The sequence below is a fragment of the Microcoleus sp. AT8-A3 genome (assembly GCF_036705675.1).
GTDB lineage: Bacteria > Cyanobacteriota > Cyanobacteriia > Cyanobacteriales > Microcoleaceae > Microcoleus.
Genome location: NZ_JAUBVD010000002.1, coordinates 161,491 through 179,461, shown reverse-complemented (window position 1 = coordinate 179,461; position 17,971 = coordinate 161,491). Strand labels below are relative to the sequence as shown.

The 17,971-nt window shown below is 47.4% G+C and carries 24 protein-coding genes; 12 read left to right on the top strand and 12 right to left on the bottom strand.

Features of this window, described 5'->3' with window-relative positions; all coding sequences use genetic code 11:
* On the bottom strand, positions 1 to 1,507 hold a 1,507-nt coding region (locus QUB51_RS02305; protein ID WP_333260044.1), incomplete at its 3' end, for a tetratricopeptide repeat protein.
* 617 nt (positions 1,508 to 2,124) lie between these two features.
* On the opposite strand from QUB51_RS02305, the gene QUB51_RS02300 reads away from it, so the two are divergent.
* The 4 genes from QUB51_RS02300 (at position 2,125) to QUB51_RS02285 (ending at position 3,589) form a co-directional block, all read left to right on the top strand.
* The gene (locus QUB51_RS02300) at positions 2,125 to 2,493 is read left to right on the top strand and encodes a GIY-YIG nuclease family protein (protein WP_333260041.1); all 369 of its coding nucleotides are present in this window, start codon (positions 2,125 to 2,127) and stop codon (positions 2,491 to 2,493) included.
* Positions 2,490 to 2,735 (top strand): hypothetical protein, encoded by a 246-nt coding sequence (locus QUB51_RS02295; RefSeq protein WP_333260038.1) that lies wholly within the window; start codon positions 2,490 to 2,492, stop codon positions 2,733 to 2,735. Before QUB51_RS02300 ends, QUB51_RS02295 begins: the two co-directional genes overlap by 4 nt.
* An 87-nt stretch (positions 2,736 to 2,822) precedes the next feature.
* Positions 2,823 to 3,143: a hypothetical protein gene (locus QUB51_RS02290; RefSeq protein ID WP_333055249.1), complete on the top strand. Its 321-nt coding sequence runs from the start codon at positions 2,823 to 2,825 to the stop codon at positions 3,141 to 3,143.
* 20 nt (positions 3,144 to 3,163) lie between these two features.
* Positions 3,164 to 3,589: a hypothetical protein gene (locus QUB51_RS02285; RefSeq protein ID WP_333260035.1), complete on the top strand. Its 426-nt coding sequence runs from the start codon at positions 3,164 to 3,166 to the stop codon at positions 3,587 to 3,589.
* Here QUB51_RS02285 and QUB51_RS02280 read toward each other — a convergent pair.
* On the bottom strand, positions 3,584 to 3,760 hold the full coding sequence (locus QUB51_RS02280) for a type II toxin-antitoxin system RelE/ParE family toxin (RefSeq protein WP_333055251.1): 177 nt from the start codon (positions 3,758 to 3,760) through the stop codon (positions 3,584 to 3,586). The two genes, QUB51_RS02285 and QUB51_RS02280, sit on opposite strands and share 6 nt — an antisense overlap.
* Entirely contained in the window at positions 3,757 to 4,029 is a 273-nt protein-coding gene (locus QUB51_RS02275) for a type II toxin-antitoxin system ParD family antitoxin (protein WP_333055252.1), read from the bottom strand. The genes QUB51_RS02280 and QUB51_RS02275 overlap by 4 nt, the downstream gene beginning before the upstream one ends.
* A 337-nt stretch (positions 4,030 to 4,366) precedes the next feature.
* Between QUB51_RS02275 and QUB51_RS02270 the strand changes: the two genes are divergently transcribed.
* Complete coding sequence (locus QUB51_RS02270) at positions 4,367 to 4,618, top strand: DUF433 domain-containing protein (RefSeq protein ID WP_333055253.1); 252 nt, start codon at positions 4,367 to 4,369, stop codon at positions 4,616 to 4,618.
* The gene (locus tag QUB51_RS02265) at positions 4,602 to 4,961 is read left to right on the top strand and encodes a DUF5615 family PIN-like protein (RefSeq protein ID WP_333055254.1); all 360 of its coding nucleotides are present in this window, start codon (positions 4,602 to 4,604) and stop codon (positions 4,959 to 4,961) included. The genes QUB51_RS02270 and QUB51_RS02265 overlap by 17 nt, the downstream gene beginning before the upstream one ends.
* Before the next feature lie 164 nt (positions 4,962 to 5,125).
* On the opposite strand, the gene QUB51_RS02260 is transcribed toward QUB51_RS02265, so the two are convergent.
* Genes QUB51_RS02260 through QUB51_RS02245 form a run of 5 tightly spaced genes read right to left on the bottom strand, consistent with a single transcriptional unit; the run spans position 5,126 to position 6,412 of the window.
* A complete protein-coding gene (locus QUB51_RS02260; protein ID WP_333055256.1) occupies positions 5,126 to 5,488 on the bottom strand; it encodes a type II toxin-antitoxin system PemK/MazF family toxin in 363 nt (120 codons plus the stop codon).
* A complete protein-coding gene (locus QUB51_RS02255) occupies positions 5,473 to 5,793 on the bottom strand; it encodes a hypothetical protein (RefSeq protein WP_333055258.1) in 321 nt (106 codons plus the stop codon). The genes QUB51_RS02260 and QUB51_RS02255 overlap by 16 nt, the downstream gene beginning before the upstream one ends.
* Positions 5,794 to 5,826: 33 nt before the next feature.
* A complete protein-coding gene (locus tag QUB51_RS30335) occupies positions 5,827 to 5,967 on the bottom strand; it encodes a hypothetical protein (RefSeq protein WP_333273791.1) in 141 nt (46 codons plus the stop codon).
* A 5-nt stretch (positions 5,968 to 5,972) separates the two neighbouring features.
* Positions 5,973 to 6,152, bottom strand: a complete 180-nt coding sequence (locus QUB51_RS02250) for a type II toxin-antitoxin system RelE/ParE family toxin (protein ID WP_333260032.1) — start codon at positions 6,150 to 6,152, stop codon at positions 5,973 to 5,975.
* Complete coding sequence (locus QUB51_RS02245) at positions 6,149 to 6,412, bottom strand: type II toxin-antitoxin system ParD family antitoxin (RefSeq protein ID WP_333260030.1); 264 nt, start codon at positions 6,410 to 6,412, stop codon at positions 6,149 to 6,151. Before QUB51_RS02245 ends, QUB51_RS02250 begins: the two co-directional genes overlap by 4 nt.
* 168 nt (positions 6,413 to 6,580) lie before the next feature.
* Here QUB51_RS02245 and QUB51_RS02240 point away from each other — a divergent pair, with 168 nt between their 5' ends.
* The 3 genes from QUB51_RS02240 to QUB51_RS02225 all read left to right on the top strand — a co-directional run bounded on the left by QUB51_RS02240 (position 6,581) and on the right by QUB51_RS02225 (position 8,202).
* The gene (locus QUB51_RS02240; protein WP_333055262.1) at positions 6,581 to 6,946 is read left to right on the top strand and encodes a PASTA domain-containing protein; all 366 of its coding nucleotides are present in this window, start codon (positions 6,581 to 6,583) and stop codon (positions 6,944 to 6,946) included.
* Positions 6,943 to 7,344, top strand: coding sequence for a hypothetical protein (locus QUB51_RS02235; RefSeq protein WP_333233636.1), 402 nt, complete (start codon positions 6,943 to 6,945; stop codon positions 7,342 to 7,344). Before QUB51_RS02240 ends, QUB51_RS02235 begins: the two co-directional genes overlap by 4 nt.
* Before the next feature lie 510 nt (positions 7,345 to 7,854).
* A complete protein-coding gene (locus QUB51_RS02225) occupies positions 7,855 to 8,202 on the top strand; it encodes a VOC family protein (RefSeq protein ID WP_190661613.1) in 348 nt (115 codons plus the stop codon).
* Between the two features lie 5 nt (positions 8,203 to 8,207).
* Here the strand turns inward: QUB51_RS02225 and QUB51_RS02220 are convergent, their stop codons facing one another.
* A complete protein-coding gene (locus QUB51_RS02220; protein WP_333233637.1) occupies positions 8,208 to 8,429 on the bottom strand; it encodes a hypothetical protein in 222 nt (73 codons plus the stop codon).
* 107 nt (positions 8,430 to 8,536) lie between these two features.
* Between QUB51_RS02220 and rodA the strand changes: the two genes are divergently transcribed.
* Complete coding sequence (gene rodA / locus QUB51_RS02215; protein WP_333055266.1) at positions 8,537 to 9,796, top strand: rod shape-determining protein RodA; 1,260 nt, start codon at positions 8,537 to 8,539, stop codon at positions 9,794 to 9,796.
* A 319-nt stretch (positions 9,797 to 10,115) separates the two neighbouring features.
* Here the strand turns inward: rodA and QUB51_RS02210 are convergent, their stop codons facing one another.
* Positions 10,116 to 10,385, bottom strand: a complete 270-nt coding sequence (locus QUB51_RS02210; protein ID WP_333055268.1) for a hypothetical protein — start codon at positions 10,383 to 10,385, stop codon at positions 10,116 to 10,118.
* 57 nt (positions 10,386 to 10,442) lie between these two features.
* Complete coding sequence (locus tag QUB51_RS02205) at positions 10,443 to 11,807, bottom strand: proton extrusion protein PcxA (RefSeq protein WP_333260026.1); 1,365 nt, start codon at positions 11,805 to 11,807, stop codon at positions 10,443 to 10,445.
* Between the two features lie 52 nt (positions 11,808 to 11,859).
* On the opposite strand from QUB51_RS02205, the gene QUB51_RS02200 reads away from it, so the two are divergent.
* Together QUB51_RS02200 and QUB51_RS02195 are read left to right on the top strand one after the other, a co-directional pair.
* Positions 11,860 to 14,070 (top strand): recombinase family protein, encoded by a 2,211-nt coding sequence (locus QUB51_RS02200; RefSeq protein WP_333260023.1) that lies wholly within the window; start codon positions 11,860 to 11,862, stop codon positions 14,068 to 14,070.
* 379 nt (positions 14,071 to 14,449) lie between these two features.
* Positions 14,450 to 17,737 (top strand): Ig-like domain-containing protein, encoded by a 3,288-nt coding sequence (locus QUB51_RS02195; protein ID WP_333209583.1) that lies wholly within the window; start codon positions 14,450 to 14,452, stop codon positions 17,735 to 17,737.
* On the opposite strand, the gene QUB51_RS02190 is transcribed toward QUB51_RS02195, so the two are convergent.
* Positions 17,734 to 17,971: hypothetical protein (locus tag QUB51_RS02190; protein ID WP_333209585.1), on the bottom strand; the 238-nt coding region annotated here is incomplete at its 5' end. The two genes, QUB51_RS02195 and QUB51_RS02190, sit on opposite strands and share 4 nt — an antisense overlap.

The following is a 17,971-nucleotide window of genomic DNA, read 5'->3' as shown; positions in this document are numbered from 1 at the left end:
CCCGATGGCTGTAGGCTTGAGCATCGTTAGGATTAAGCTGAATAGCCAGATCGTAATCTGCGATCGCCTCTTGGTTTCTCCCTAGGGCATATTTGGCAACACCCCGATTGTGATAGGCATCAGCATAGTTGGGATTAAGTTGAATAGCCCGATCGTAATCTGCGATCGCATCTTGGTTTCTCCCTAGGGCACACTTGGCAACACCCCGATGGCTGTAGGCTTGAGCATCGTTAGGATTAAGCTGAATAGCCAGATCGTAATCTGCGATCGCCTCTTGGTTTTTCCCTAGGTTATACTTGGCTGAACCCCGATTGTAGTAGGCAATAGCAAAGTTAGAATCAAGCTGAATAGCCAGATCGTAATCTGCGATCGCCTCTTGGTTTCTCCCTAGGGCATATTTGGCATAACCCCGATTGTTGTAGGCATTAGCATCGTTGGGATTAAGTTGAATAGCCCGATCGTAATCTGCGATCGCCTCTTGGTTTCTCCCTAGGGCACATTTGGCATCACCCCGATTGCTGTAGGCATTAGCATCGTTGGGATTAAGTTGAATAGCCCGATCGTAATCTGCGATCCCATCTTGGTTTCTCCCTAGGTCAGATTTGGCACTACCCCGATTGACGTAGGCAATAGCTAAGTTAGGATTAAGCTGAATAGCCCGATCGTAATCTGTGATCGCCTCTTGGTTTCTCCCTAGGTCAAATTTGGCATAACCCCGATTGTAGTAGGCCTCAGCATAGTTGGGATTAAGCTCAATAGCCCGATCGTAATCTGCGATCGCCTCTTGGTTTCTCCCTAGGGCACATTTGGCATCACCCCGATTGTTGTAGGCAGCAGCAAAGTTAGAATCAAGCTGAATAACCCGATCGTAATCTGCGATCGCATCTTGGTTTCTCCCTAGGGCACATTTGGCATCACCCCGACGGACGTAGGCAAGAGCATAGTTAGAATCAAGCTGAATAGCCCGATCGTAATCTGCGATCGCATCTTGGTTCCTCCCTAGGGCATATTTGGCATAACCCCGATTGTAGTAGGCAATAACATTGTTAGAATCAAGCTGAATAACCCGATCGTAATCTGCGATCGCATCTTGGTTTCTCCCTAGGTCAGACTTGGCTGCACCCCGATTGCTGTAGGCCTTAGCATAGTTAGAATCAAGCTGAATAGCCCGATCGTAATCTGCGATCGCCTCTTGTTTTCTCCCTAGGGCAGATTTGGCTGAACCCCGATTGCTGTAGGCATTAGCAAAGTTAGAATCAAGCTGAATAGCCCGATCGTAATCTGCGAGCGCATCTTGGTTTATCCCTAGGGCAGATTTGGCTGAACCCCGATTGACGTAGGCATTAGCATTGTTGGGATTAAGTTTAATAGCCCGATCGTAATCTGCGAGCGCATCTTGGTTTATCCCTAGGGCAGATTTGGCTGAACCCCGATTGTAGTAGGCATTAGCATCGTTGGGATTAAGTTGAATAGCCCGATCGTAATCTGCGAGCGATTTTGTAGTCATTGCCTTATTCCAGTTATTGAATTTTAATGAAGCTGCTTCCCCGACGGTTCACAGAAGTACGCCGAATCCGATCCGAGTGTTTGATAATTATCAATAATATTATCACAACAAAATAATTATCGGCAAAACTATTGGCGGACATTACTACATAATCAGCTCATTGGGTAAAGGTGGATTTGGCGAAACCTACTTAGCACAGGACGAATATCTACCTGACAAGCCCCCGCGTGTGGTTAAGAGATTCAAGCCCCAGTCCAATGAACCATTCTTGCTGCAAGAAGCCAAACGCCTGTTTTAAAGGGAGCCTCAACACCTGAACAAGTTAGGTAGCCACGATCGCATTCCGCAGCTATTCGCTCACTTCGATGAAAATCAAGAATTCTATCTCGTCCACAAGAGATTTTGCAGCGCTATCTGGAATTATATCGATCGCCCTTTCTAATAATTCAGAAAGGCGATCGCTCATAATTCATCAATCATGGCGATATCCCTTCTTGCATCCGCGTTAATCTGCGTCCATCTGCGGTTACAAAAGAGCGATCGTCCTTTCTAATAATTCAGAAGGGCGATCGCTTCTACTTGTAGGATGGAATAACCGCTTGCATCTCCCAATTTTCATGACCAACCCCATCCAGCAAGAAGCCCGCCAAATTCTCGACACTCTCGCCTTTACCCCCTTCGATCGGTGCCATCCCCTCAGCCGCGACTTCGACACCATTCCTGCTAGAGTTGGTTTGTACGCCTTTCGACATCGCATTCAAGGATTACTCTACATCGGCAAAGCCAAGAACCTCCGCGATCGACTCCGAGGTGGTCACAAAGCCTTCCTCTGGGGCTGGCTCGATCGCTACGATCCTGATGATGTGAGGATCGCCTTCGTTACCCTCAACCAATGGCAAAAACCAGGGTTATTATATGAATTAGAAACCCTGATCCTGCAAGCTACAAACCCTCCCTACAACGTTAAAATCCCCAGAGAACAATGACTCAGACCCTCAATATCCAACACTTACCACCAGAAGCTATTCATTCACTGATGACCCATTTGCCTGACTATGTGAAAGTCGCCCTGATGGAAAAAGCTACGCAGCTAGAATGCTCTCTGGAAGCTGCGATCGAAATGGCGATCGCTAGTTTTCTCGACTCAGAAGCTTTCAGCTTTGAAGATTGCCTATTATCGCAACGTCTTCAGGAATCAGAACTGGTAGAATCTCCCCAAAAAAAATAGGGTGCGATCGCCCGTTTTATAATCAATCATGGCGATCGCTCCTACCAGTGCTCATGCACCCCATCCAAAACCCAACTTCCCTGAACTATGTCATCAGGTAACATCCTAGCTGTCACAGATGTTCTCAATTTCCTTGTCAGTGGAATCGATAAAACTACCCTCGAAACAGAACTTACTGCTTCGGGTTGGATATTCACTCCAGCTAGAGGTGGTTCAAAAAGCGGTGCAGGTACAATTTGGACAAGCCCAGACACTCAATACAGTGTCAGAATTATGACTCAACCTGATGGTTCATCCTATGCTCGTGTTTACAATGGCCCAGGAGGAGGTGCACCCGCAGAACAACCCCTAAACGCATCAGGAAAACCCGGAAGTCGTGGAGACACCCACTTTATTCTGCTCCCTTAACCGCATTTATTCGTCAGATTATGAACTTTCAACAAATTTGGCAACAATACGATTTTACCGAATCAGAATTGCTATCGATGGGGTGGCAATTTCCCTATGATTATGTCCTCAATCTCAACTACTATTGGCAGATCAATTCAACTAATTCTACTTCTGAAGTTGCTACAAATGACCAATTTTTAAACATTATCCTCAAAACCTGCATTCGACTTGACGTACAACTCAACCCAAATCCTGATGAGTTAGATCGAAAGCCTGCGAACCTCGGTACAATCGTCGGCTGGGAGCAAGTTACTCCCTCTCCTTGGTTAGAAAATCTATCCCTTTCTCCTAATGAGTGGCTGCATCTGTTATTTGAAATTGGTGGAAATAATAAAATTGAAGCTGTTTGTCGATCGCTAGTTGTCGAACAATTGGTCAAACAACCCTTAGCACTCAGTTCATAAAAGGAGATAAATACAGTGTTTTCCCATTTTCGGCGTTTGGGCCAATTGTTTAAACGTTTCTTCGGCCGCGACAAGAAAGCGATCGGAAGCATCCATATTATCTTCCGCCATGTAAGTGGCTAATTCAATCAAATCGCCGATAACTTGCGGACGTTTTTGGATCGAGGTCATTTTTCTCCCTGCAACCCCTGATTCTGGGAAATACGCGATCGCACAGCTTGACGAATCTCCATCCAATCTTCCTCCGTCATCGCGGTAGGATTTCCAGATTCCAAACCCTCTAATAACATCGCTTCCAAACGTTCAGAAGCTTTGCGTTTTTGGTCTTGGCGAATTAACTCACGGAAATATTCGCTAGCTGTACTATAACCACCTTGGGCTACCTGTTCTTCTATATAAGTTCGCATTGAGTCAGGCAGAGAAATATTCATACTTGTCATGGGTATTACTTACCTCATTTAACTCATTATCTTATTATGGCAGATTTTGCCATTTTTTGTCAATTTTCTCACAACCAGTAATTTTTTAAGAGAATGGGGAAACGCGATCGCCATTTCTCAGTCAGGTTCAGAAGGGCGATCGCCCATCATTCATCAATCATGGCGAGATCCCTTCCTGCATCCGCGTTAATCTGCGTCCATCTGCGGTTAAAAAAGAGCGAGATCCCTTTCTCTGTCACATTCAGAAAGGATCTCGCTTCTGCTAAATTTATGATATAATTACCCATCATTTACAGCTAGACTTGCCCACTTCTTTTGATATAAAGGAGTAAAGCCCGTGAAAATAGAAGAATTACTGCAAAGAAAAGGAATTATTCACCGCGATCCAGAAATTATGAGCGGTGTCCCCGTATTTGTTGGCAGCCGCGTCCCCTTAAAGACTTTTTTCGACTACCTCGAAGGTGAAAGCGGTTTCGCAGAATTTATTAAGGATTTTCCTTACCTAGAAAGTCAGGCAATTAAAGTGCTAGAAAATCTCACTAAAATGATGCTCTCGCTCGAAAATCATTCAAATGCTTATACTGCTTGATGAAAATCTCTTGAGTCAAAAACTCAAGCAACCTTTCTTAGACGAGGGTCATTCAATCAGCAATGTTTATGACATGGGGTGGAGAGGCTTAAAAGATAGGGAAATTCTGGAGAGATCGGAGAATCATCCTTTTGATGTTTTTATCACTGCGGATAAAAATCTTCCCTATCAACAAAATCTCGCAAGTCGTGCTATTACAATTGTGGTGTTAGATTCTAGCAGTACGAGGCCCGACCATCTAGTACCTTTGATGAGACAAGTTAGCACTATGATATCGTCGCTGCCAGCAGGTTCGGCAGTTCGCATTAATGATGCTGGGGATGTTGTTTCCATTAGTCCTTGATCGATCGCCTTTCTTGCATCTGCGTTAATCTGCGTCCCTCTGCGGTTAAAAAAGATCGATCGTCCTTGATCAGGATAATTCAGAAGGGCGATCGCTCGTCTTATAATCATGAAGGGCGATCGCCTCGTAACCTATTGATTATTTCTTCTTTAAAAGCTTGAAAATTACAAAGCAAACACGATTCTGAGAGCTAGATCGATTTTTACGATCACCTCTGGTTCAAGTTCACCTCGGATATCTACCCCACGAGAACTATAATCAATAGGGCGCGTTTGCAAACAATCAGCAATAGATTTTTTTGTTAATCCATTTCTTTGAGACGGTTCAATCTCTACATTACTTTTAATCTTGGCTTTTTTTTCACTCCAAGCAGTAATTGGAACAACCTGGATTACAGGAACTCGCTCATTATAAGTATTGTTAGTCACAACAACACAAGGTCTAATTTTCCCCGTTTCAGAACCCTTTGTTGGATCGAGATTAACTTCAATAATTAAACCGCGTTTCAATTTTATAACTTCAGCCATTCTTCTAAACCTAATTCCGTCAATTCTTGCAAGTCTGTATCTTCCTTATAGATTTCTGCATAGAGAGCAGCGGATTCTTCCAATCGCTCCGCTTCTAATGCTAATTCCAGGCGTTTAATTGCGATTCTTACTACTTCATTTGCGTCTTTAAATCCATACTTTTGACAACTTTGGAGAAATTTTATCTGAGATTCATCCAGTTCAAATGTTTGCTCTTTCATCATAGTAAAAATTCTGGAAAGCTTTGGTGTATTACTCTTGAAAACTAGGATTAAATAAACTGCCACTTTAATGATAACATACATTTCCCAAAATTCCTAAATACCAGTCGATCGCTCTTAATCTGTCTCATCAACATTATCCAAGATATCTTCGATGTCCCGTGCCCCGTGAATCACGCGCAAAATTTCTACCTCTGAGTCTATGAAACGGTAGAAAATCAGATATCTTCTAAAACCTTTAATAGCTTGTTGTCGCACATCGATTAAATTAGGATGAAAAATTGACAGAGTTTTCCCATTTTTGGCGTTTGTGCTAATTGTTTAAATGTTTCTTCGGCCGCGACAAGAAAGCGATCGGAAGCATCCATATTATCTTCCGCCATGTAAGTGGCTAATTCAATCAAATCGCCGATAACTTGCGGACGTTTTTGGATCGAGGTCATTTTTCTCCCTGCAACCCCCGCTGCTGGGAAATACGCGATCGCACAGCTTGACGAATCTCCATCCAATTTTCCTCCGTCATCGCGGTAGGATTTCCCGATTCCAAACCCTCTAATAACATCGCTTCCAAACGTTCTGAAGCTTTGCGTTTTTGGTCTTGGCGAATTAACTCACGAAAATACTCGCTAGCTGTACTATAACACCCTTGGGCTACCTGTTCTTCTATATAAGTTCGCATTGAGTCAGGCAGAGAAATATTCATGCTTGTCACTGGTATTACTTACCTCATTTAACTCGTTATCTTATTATGGCAGATTTTGCCATTTTATGTTAAGTCTCACAACCAGTAATTTTTTAAGAAGAAATTGGGAAGATCGATCGCCCTTTCTCATCCTGATTCAGAAAGGATCTCGCTCATCATTCATCAATCATGGCGATCGCCCGTTTTATAATCAAAATGGCGATCGCTCAAAATCTTTCCCATTCACAACCAATGAATCCAGCCGCACAAAAACTTCCAGATTTGACAGGACAAACCTTATCAGAAGCGATCGCCATACTGGAGAGTTACGGCTTCCAATTTCAAACCAGCACAAAAGGTGGCTATCAAACCTTTGAACATCCAGACGGCAGTATCATTCATATTAGACCAAATGGTGAAATAGTCCGTACAGGGCCTCATATACGCGGGACGGAGGGCAAAACTTACCGTCGTAGATACAATAGAGATGGAAATCAAATAAAATTTGAACCAGGGGCTAAGACACATAATACCGGAGAAAAAGTGATTCTATGACAACCGATCTCGCACTCAACCTCAAAACCTTTTTAGAAGACTTAAAAAGTGCCGATTTAGTAGGAGTTTCACTCCGCCCTCAAAATCTTGGCTTGCGTTTAGACTTCACCTTTGGGCCCGAAGTGGGAGATGTAGCGATCGAGTTCGATCGCATTCTTCACCTAGTGATTTCTCGCCCCATCAATTCCGATGATGAAAATTACTGTTTTTGGGTAGGAGAAGTCGAACTCAGAAAGCTTGAAGAAAAGGCTGAAACTTTCTTATCTTCCCTGTCCTATCCTTTCAATTTTCCGGCTAATTTAGATTTATCTGCTTTGAGTCATTTTCGGTTGGAAGGGGATATTTTTATTGAAATAATTTGCGAACACTATAAGATTTTTCAGGAAGTTAAAAATTAACTCCTATTTTTTAAGCTTTATGAATCACAAGACCGAGATCCCTTCCTGCATCTGCGTTAATCTGCGTCCATCTGCGGTTAAAAAAGAGCGAGATCCCTTTCTAATAATTCGGAAGGGCGATCGCCCAGGCCGACCAAAACCAGTACACTACCATCAAAGCCAAATCTCTCAGCGGTATAGCAGCGCTGTACCGAGAACCGGGAGAATTTGACCAAGCCCTGCAGCACCATGCAGAAGCAATCGAAATACTCGATCGAGCCAGCGCTAAATTAGACCGAGCCGAAGCTTGCTATCAACTAGCACTAACAGAACAAAAACTTGGTAACATCGAGAAAACTCAAGAAAATTTTGACCGCGCCCTTCAACTGTTCAGCGAAATGGACGCCAGCAAACAAGTAGAAAAAGTACAGTTAGCTGCGACCCAAAAAACTGAAAAAATACCTAATTAATTCAGAAATAAATCAGAAAATAGATACAATAAACGAAAGAACAACCATAAACTTTGTAGATATGAAACTAAAACGATTGGGACACGTAGCCGTCTGCGTGCAAGACATAGAGAAGTCTGCTGAATTCTACCGCAACTTGGGTATGGAGTTAGTCTGGAAAGATGCAGACTGGGCTTATTTGAAAGCAGGAGAGGACGGATTGGCGCTGTTGAGTCCGAGTTACGACCAAGCAGGGCCGCATTTTGGGTTTGTATTTGACGATCGCACCGAAATGGAATCCGCCTACGAACAACTCAAAGCCGATGGTGTTTCCGTCACCCACATCCACGAACACCGCGACGGTACTGCATCCTTTTACGGCAGAGATCCAGATGGGAACGGCTTCGAGTACCTTTACGAACCGGCCTGACGATTCTAGGGCTTACGAATCAAAACCCAAGAAACCGGGTTTTTAGCGGTTTCTGCGAGTTGCAGTGCGTCTTCTCGACAAAAACCCGGTTTCTGACCACGTGCGATCGCAAAATAAACTAAGTAACCGCACAGAAAAAAATAGAATACCCAGATACCCGGCGCAAGCGTTCCTTCTTCCGTTCCCGGAACATCCCTACAACTCCCCGAATAATCTGAGGTACTCACACCGAGGCTTCTCAAGTAAGGTGCAGGCTGTGAATCCAAAATATATCCACAACTTCCGAAAATCGGCTCGATAATCTAAAATCTAAAATCTAAAATCTAAAATCCTCATGTTGCAGAGAATACAAGTCAGAAACCGCTGGAAATCAATTTTCAAACCCTGGGAAGAAGCAGACCCTTGGCTGTTTGGCGCTTGCATCGCCCTCACCATCTTCGGGGGAGTCATGATCCGCAGCGTCGAAATCAACCAGGGGATGATCGACTGGTGGCGGCACTGGGTAACTGGGGCAGTGGGTTTGATCCTCGCCATCATCATTTCCCGCTGCCGTTACCAAACACTGATTGAGTGGAAATGGCCGATTTACATATTAATCAATTTGTCCCTGATCGCAGTGCGGTTTATCGGTACTACAGGGCTCGGTGCCCAGCGGTGGATCAACATCGGCGGCTTTTACCTGCAACCGTCAGAATTTGCCAAAGTAGGCATGATTATCACTTTAGCAGCTCTCCTGCACGACAAGACTGTCCCCACGGTGGGTCATATGTTGAGGATGCTGGCGATTATGGCTGTACCTTGGGGATTGATCTTTGCCGAACCAAATTTAGGTACTTCCTTAGTCTTCGGCGCGATCACAATGGGGATGTTTTACTGGGGAAATGTCAATCCCGGCTGGCTAATATTGCTATTCTCTCCTCTCATCTCAGTTCTCCTCAATAACCTGTATACACCGATTTGGGTAGCCTGGGTAGTTGTTGCAGGTATTATCGCTTGGCGAACCCTGCCTTGGCCCTGGTTGGGGACTTTCGGTGCTGTGTTGGTGAACGTTGTTTCTGGACAAGTCGGACAGCTTTTTTGGAATGTACTCAAGGATTATCAAAAAATGCGTCTGACAGGGTTTTTAAACCCGGAGAAAGACCCTTTAGGTAGCGGATATCACTTGATTCAATCTCGGATTGCTATTGGGGCCGGGGAACTGAAAGGCAGGGGTTTGTTTCAGGGAACGCAAACTCAGCTTAACTTTATTCCCGAACAGCATACAGACTTTATCTTTTCAGCCATTGGCGAAGAATTGGGGTTTATTGGCTGCATTTGCGTGCTGTTTGTCTTTTGGGTAATTTGTTTCAGGTTGGTGACGATCGCTCAAACTGCTAACGATAATTTTGGTTCTTTGCTGGCGATCGGCGTACTGTCAATGTTGATTTTTCAGGTATTCGTAAATATTGGGATGAACATTGGCTTGGCGCCGGTTACGGGGATTCCCCTGCCTTTCCTAAGTTACGGGAATGCGTCGCTGCTGAGTAATTTTCTCGGCCTGGGGCTGGTGGAGGCGGTGGCCAGCCAGCGACAGCGCAAGAAGCGTTGGAATTAGGTCATTGGTAATGGGTAATGAGTTTTGGGAATGCGATCGCCCTTTTGATTTCTTTCGAGAGATTCTGCGGGCGATCGTATTTTTTTTCGATCGGCCTAGGCGCATCTAAATTTTACAGTTCCTGAGCCTAGCCTTGATGACTGTCAAGTTTTATAAAGTTCTTGTGGGGTGCGCGCGAGAACCCCCCCAACAATAAAATTTAGAGTCCTAACAGCTTAAGTAGATCAACTTAATTAAACCACTCCTGACGCAAAAAATAAATGCTTTTATGCGCTATGGGTAAGCCAGTCTCTGTGCAGTCGAGGCCCTACTGAGGACGTTATTCATGCCTAAAACCCTTGCTATTATTACATCTTTTTCTCCTTCTTCCTTCTGCCTTCTTCCTGACATCCGTTATATCCGTTACAAAATTCGTTGCCGAACTTCCTTCTGCCTTCTTCCTGACATCCGTTACATCCGTTACATCCGTTACATCCCGTACATTGCTCGTTGCCGAACTTCCTTCTTCATGACATCCGTTACATCCGCTACATCCCGTACATTGCTCGTTGCCGAACTTCCTTCTTCCTGACATCCCTCGGACTGACATCCGTTACATCCGTTACATCCGCTACATAATCCGTTGCCGAACTTCCTTCGCCCCTGATTACTCGTTCATATTCTTGTAAGTAGCAACAGCAGAAGGCGAACTCCGGTTTAAATAACGGAATATCCAATACTTAAATACCGTATCCAAGATAACTGGAAACGTCGCAATGAACAAAAATATGAACTGCCTATTTTCTGGTAGTCCCAAATGCCTCGATAAACCTTCGAGAATTACTTCCCAACCGTGAGGCGAGTGGAATCCCACAAACACATCTGTAAACAAAATAATTACGAAAGCTTTCGCACTGTCGCTGAGGCCGTAAATCACATCGTCCATAAAAGACTTTAAAATCTCAATCTCTTTCTTGTTAGTGACGATAATCGCGGCAAAAGCCATGCAGGAAATCAAATCGGCAAAAATATTTTTAATGGCTCCACCACTTTCAGCGCGGTATTCCTCCGCTATTTCAACTGCTTTCGCGGCAATCATCTTTTCCGTTTCCTCTAAAGAAAGCGAGGGAGCAGTGCCTATTAACCTTTGAAAATTGAGGTGCTGCTCAAATCTCTCCAGTTCTTGAAATGCTTCTTCTTCCAGGTTAACATTTATGAAAACGGGAGCATTTTCTTGACCTCTAAAATTGTCAACTATCGGGCCGACTAGAAAGTTTTTGGAAATTTGATTCGTCAACAGCGGAACTAAAATCAAAAGCAAAATAAATCTGAGAGAAATAATTGTTTTTACTTTGGAATTGCGAAAATTCTTGACTACTTCTTTTTCAGCTCCAGGGTCTAAATCTTTAGTGATGCGATTCAAAGTCCCCAAAAGCGATCGCGGTAATAAATTTACTTCTTCATAGTTAGTGTCAACCTCACCATCGTGAATTTGAACAGAATTAGCTGAACCTTTATTTTTTGGATCGGGTGGAGAGCTGCTATTTGTAGATTTTGCCGACAAATTTACTGAACTGACAACCGGAACAATTGCCGTCGATCTACTATTATTAATATACTTGTCGATAACTCCATCAATAAACTCTAGCTTCTCAAATATAAGGGATTCTCTATCTTTCTTGTTGAGATGTAATCCGTGCTGGTGATAATCAGCGCTGTCCCCCGTTTTGGGTTTAGCCCCCACTCGCTCCGGCAGTTCCAAAAAAGAACGGCTAGCATTAAACTCAACCATTCGGGTTTGGATGACCTTGAGGTATTTTTGCAGTTCGGATTTAAAGTAAGACAGGGTGCTTTGTCCGTAATCTCCCGATCGCTCAGAGATTCCTTGACCGCCAAAATGCTCGTCTTCGATCGCCTTAATTGCTAACGCAGCATCGTAGGCTTGTTCTAGAGCTCTCTCAGGCGTTTCTCGATACCATTGGTGAAGGCTGTAGAGATATTTTACAATCCTGTTCCACGGAGAAGTATTCATAGCTAAAGCTGGTTAGTTGGCTGTAGACATTAGTGATTAAAGTATTCACGGTATGGTAACAAATTTACATAAATTGAGAACTGCCACCGAAGATTCAATTTGGATTGTCGGATCTGCCCGCAGTGGCAAAACCACTCGTTTAGTCGAGCAGTTCTGCATTTGGAGCAAAACTGTCAAGCCTCTGCCTGCAACAGTTTCAGGGCGATCGAGTTCCGGGCGGAGGCGGGCTGGACAAACTGCGCCAGCAATTTTAGTCTTAGCAGCTAACGGAGACAATCGGCTAGAATTAGCCGATCGCATCGCCGTCGCTACCGAAGGAAAATATACCTTTCACTCCACAACACCCTTCGGTTTTTTTGAGCAGGAGGTATTGTTATTTTGGCCCCTGCTAGTTCAGTCGCTGGATTTGAGGGCTCAATTTCCCCTACGGCTGCAACCTGAAACAGAACTGGAACTTGCCGCGAGACTCTGGCGTCGCGAACTAGACGAAGGCATTTTGCAAAAAACAGGGGTCAGCCCAAATCGAATGGTGCGTCGAACACTAGACTTATTACAACTTGCTGCTGTCAGCGGTACGCCGAGAGAAGAGATTCCCAGCATTCTGGAACAGGGATTTGCTCTCTCAGCCGGCTCGAACAACCTGTGGACTAGCATGGGAGAGTTGCTGGAAAGGTGGCGGGAATGGTGCTTGACGCGGGGGCTCCTGACTTACGGGATTGTTTGCGAACTCTACTGGCGCTATTTGTTGCCGGATGTCAGTTACCAGCAGCATTTGGCCTCTAGATACCAAGCTGCGATCGCAGACGATGTTGACGATTATCCGGCGATAAGTCGCCATTTGTTCGATCGAATGCTCGACTTCGGTGCAGCGGGGGCGTTCTCCTACAATCCAGACGGAGGAGTGCGTTTGGGCTTGGGGGCGGACACGGAATACCTAGCCCAACTCGAAAGCCGCTGTCAAAGTGTGGAAAATTTGGACGCAAAAGCGGGTTTAGCCGCAGAGATTGGAGAGTTAGCGGTAAGTTTAGCAGTTAATACGGAGGGTTTTTATCCTTTAGGCTTCAGTTTGCCCGGTAAAGTTCGATCGCTCCAAACTACTTCCCGGGCTCAACTGCTGCGAGAAACTGCCGAAATCATCGTGGATGCGGTGAAGTCACAAGCCGTGGAACCGCAGGAAATCGCCGTAATTGCCCCTGGGATGGATGCGATCGCCCGTTACAGTTTAACGGAAATTCTCGCGCGAGATGGTATCGCCGCCGTATCTCTCAACGATCAGCGTCCCCTCTCGACTACCCCAGAGATTCGAGCTTTACTCACTTTGTTAGCCTTAGTTTATCCGGGACTCGGCCGTTTAGTCGATCGAGACGGCGCAGCCGAAATGCTGGTAGTGTTGGGCAGCCAGAAACACCGTTCATTGGAAACAGAAGATTCCAACTCGACGTTCAATCTAAAATCTCAAATTCACAATCAAAAATCGATCGACCAAGTGAGAGCAGGTTTAATCGCCGATCACTGTTTTTGTCCAGATATCGATCGACCTCAATTGCTGCCCATTACAGCCTTTCCCCGGTGGGACAGAGTGGGACACCGAGCAGCCAGGGCCTACGATCACATTGTCGAGTGGATCGAACAACAGCGATCGCAACAGCAGGAGCGGCTGTTGCCGAGTCCAATTGCCCTACTCGATCGAGCCATCCAGAAATTTCTCATGAACGACAGATACCTGCCCTACGATCGGCTAGCAGCCCTGCGCGAGTTAATGGAAACCGCCACCCACTACTGGGAAATCAACGGGCGAATGCAGCGCGTAGAACCAACAAACGGCGGCGACTCAGAAACGATCGCCCGGTTCATCCAGTTGTTGCGCCAAGGAACCGTCACCGCCAACCCCTTTCCAGTGCGTCCAGAAGGCCCAGCAGCCAGAGCCGTCACCCTCGCCAACATTTTCCAGTACCGCAGCAGCCGCCGCGCCCACAAATGGCACTTTTGGCTGGATGCCGGCTCGCCCCTGTGGCTAAGCGGTGGTGCGGCGACATTGTTTGGCGCTCCCTTATTTTTGCGATCGCAACTGGGGCGCCCCTGGGAAAACGAAGAGGAAACAGCGGCCGACCAACAGCGACTGCGGCGAATTCTGCTAGATTTGTTAAGTCGCTGTTCCCTGCTTTACCTGTGCCACAGCGAACTATCCGTCAGTGGACAAGAACAAACCGGGCCGCTTCTGCCCCTAATTAACAGCTCTGTTTCTTGTCAGCAGTCAGCATGAGGCATTCACTTCTGCAGGCAAAAGGCAAATCTGTATTCAGCATTCAACATTCGGAAAGAAAAAATTATGACGGCGAAGATTTTTATTTTTTCTGATTCTGGATAAATACACCGGGCTGACTCCAAGCCAGACTTCTAGGTTCTATCGAAATGGCGCGATGTTAAAGTATACCCAACCTAGGCCTCAAAACGTGCAATCATTAATATTTTGAGATCAAAAGATGCCCCGCTTAAAAAATATCTATAGCCGTGGCAGTTTTGATTTAGTATGTTAGAAATGATGGGGTTATTAATCAATTTTAAGCCAGATTGGTGGCAACAAACTGATACTAATCAGTTCTTAAAGTAAATCGGGATCGTCGTTTAAAGGAGCCAAAATAATGCCAACTGCAGTGCCATTAGTAATTATACCACCTCCCACACCAACACCAGAACCAGAACCAGAGACGCCAACACCAGAGACGCCAGAACCAGAGACGCCAGAACCAGAGACGCCAACACCAACTCCGACTCCGACTCCAACACCTCCAACACCTCCCTCCGGGGACGACACAATTGGCGACATAGACGACACAGGGGGCGGAGGCCAAGGTACCTCGCCCGGAATCATCGGCGGCGTAGTCCGCGGCACCGAAACCAACGACTCCTTAGCTGGCAGTCCCGGCCCCGACGTGATTTCCGGGCTGCAAGGCAACGACACCTTGCAAGGAGTCGGAGGCGACGATTTACTATTTGGCAACGACGATGACGACGTGCTGTTCGGCAATGAGGGCAACGACGTTCTTGATGGCGGTTCAGGACTCGATACCCTGTACGGAGGCAAAGATAACGACTCCCTCGATGGGGGAAATAACCCTGACCTGCTTTATGGCAATGACGCCAACGACACGGTAATCGGAGGCGAAGGCAGAGACACGGCTTACGGCGGCAAAGGCAGCGACAGCTTGCGTGGCGGTTCTGGCGACGATAGCTTTTTGGGCGATCGAGGCGACGACATCCTCTGGGGCGACCAAGGCAATGACTCGCTCTTCGGTGGCGACGGCGAAGACTTGGTATTTGGCAACGAAGGAGGCGACTGGCTATACGGAAACGCCGGCGGGGATACATTTTTTTCCGGCGACGGCGATGACATCGTATTCGGCGGCGACGGCGACGACATCGTGGACGGCGGTGCTGGCAATGATGTTCTTTGGGGCGAAGCAGGCAAAGACGTAGTGGCAGGAGGCGAAGGCAGAGATGTCTTCGTCATCGGCGCCTTCAGTTCCCCCAGCGGCAGCAGCGACGGCACTAACGCGGCATTTCTCACCACAGGCGGCCCCGATATCGCCGATGCCGACATTTTCACAGACTTTCGCCAAGGCGAAGATTTAATCGGGTTAACCGGCGACCTCAAGTTTGAAGATTTGGTAATCTTCCAAAGCACCGAGACCAAAGCCGGCAGTACGATTATTCGCAACGGCGTCAGCGGCGACTTTTTAGCAGTATTGCCGGGAGTAGACAGCAGAACCCTAGGGCGAAGCTCATTTGTAATTGCCCCCACAGTTCCCGGCAGCGCAACTCCACTTCCCCTACCGACGCCGACAGACAGTCCGACACCGACAGGAAGTCCGACGCCGACAGGAAGTCCGACGCCGACAGGAAGTCCGACGCCGACAGGAAGTCCGACGCCGACAGGAAGTCCGACACCGCCGACACCGCCGACACCGGACGAGCCGCTGCCGACGTTCCCGACGCCGAATTTGCCGACGCCGACAGGAAGTCCGACGCCGACAGGAAGTCCGCCGCCCATCTTTAACCAACCTCCAAGAGCAGTTAACGATAACTTCACTACGGTTGCGGGTCAAGAACTCAGTTTCAACGTTCTGTTGAACGACACTGACCAGGAACAAAGCGCTCTGACTGTCACGACTTTTGCTCCAGCAAGCAAAGGGAGCCTGGTTCCCGTGGGCGGCGGCGTATTCAAATACACCCCGAATCCGGGCTTCTCGGGTACTGACAGCTTCAGCTACTCGATCTCAGACGGCAGCGGCGGCACAAGTAAGGCGGTAGTAACCATCAACGTCAGTAGCCCGCCCCAGCTAATAATTAACGACGGTGTAGTGGTTGCCAAAAGTAATCCTATCCAGACAATCACTGCCGCCGATTTGTTAATCACAGATCCCGACAACAGCCCCTTGGAAATCGTTTACACGATTACTAAAGCCCCCGATGCTACCAGAGGTTTTGTCCAAAGGGGTAGCACGTTTCTCAACGTCGGCGGCAAATTCAGCCAAGACGATATCAACAACAACATCGTCAAATACAACTTGCTGGCAGAAGGTGGCAGCGACAGTTTCACGTTTACAGCCTCCGATGGGTCTGCAACTATCGGGCCGGCATCCTTCAGCATCACGGTGGTAGATAATATTGTCGATCGCAGCGCACTCCCGGCCAGCAGCTTTACAGGCAGCAACCTCAGCGACTTCATCGTCGGCGGGCCCGGCGACGATACCCTCGCTGGGGGCGAGGGCAACGACATCATGGACGGCAGTGGCGGCAACGACCTCCTATTCGGTGAAGCAGGCAACGACTCGCTGGTGGGTGCGATCGGCAACGACACCGTTGACGGCGGACTCGGCAACGACACCGTTGACGGCCAAGACGGCATAGACTCGCTGATCGGCGGACTGGGCAACGACCTGATGTTCGGCGGCAATGACAATGACATCCTAGGCGGCGGTGACAACAACGACACCATTGACGGCGGAACAGGCAATGACTCGATATTGGGAGAATCCGGCGAGGACTCGATACTTGGTGGCGCCGGGATTGACACCTTACTTGGTGGCATTGGCGACGACTCCCTTGACGGCGGTGCCGGCGACGACATCCTAGACGGTGGATTGGGCAGAAACTTGCTCGACGGCGGTATCAATAACGATTCCATCTTGGGCGGCGACAACGATGACACGATTTTGGGTGGAGAAGGCAACGACACGGGACTAGGAGGTTCCGGCAATGACTACGTGTTGGGCGAGGCCGGCAGCGACTCCCTCGACGGCCAAGCGGGCGACGACACTCTCGACGGCGGTGCAGGCAGCGACTGTCTCAGCGGCGCCTTCGGCAATGACTTGGTATTGGGTGGCGATGACAACGACTCGCTTTCGGGCGGTGAAGGCAATGACATTTTGGGCGGTGGCAACGGTTCTGACTTGCTCACGGGCGATGCTGGCAATGATTTCTTCTACTATGAAACTCCCAGCGAAGGCGTGGACGTGATTGCTGACTTTAACGCTAACGGCAGCGAGACCGACAGATTTTTGTTCAGGTCGTCAAATTTCGCAGGTTTAACCAACTCAGGAACTACTCTCGATTTCACCAGTTTTATCGTCAGGAATATCGGGTCTAGCGGCGACGACATTAGCAAGCAATCAGTCATTTTGTTTGAATCTAAATTTGACAACGCTCAAGCAATAAATGCAGTGTTGAAGAATCAAAACGGTTCGAGCAAAACGGGAGCTTTCTTCGTGTACCTGAACAATACTTTTAACAAGTACGTTCTCGGCTTCGACCCGAATGTGGCAGATGACAGTCTCCCAGCTTTCGATTTGGCAGTGTTGAATTCTATTCCTACAGTGCCGGGAGCGCTCAGCACCGTCATTACTGCATCTGACTTTAAGTTTATTTAGTAGTTTTGAGTAGCGTCGCAAGGAGTCGGAACAATGCCAAGTGCAGTACCACTAATTTTTCTCGAAGGGCGGCTACCCGATGAAAACGCGGATAGTTTGGATAGCGGCACGGTGCCGCAGCCTACGCCGTCGCCGGGGACGGAGCCGCCGATGATGACGGGGACGGAGCCGCCGATGATGACGGGGACGGAGCCGCCGATGATGACGGGGACGGAGCCGCCGATGATGACGGGG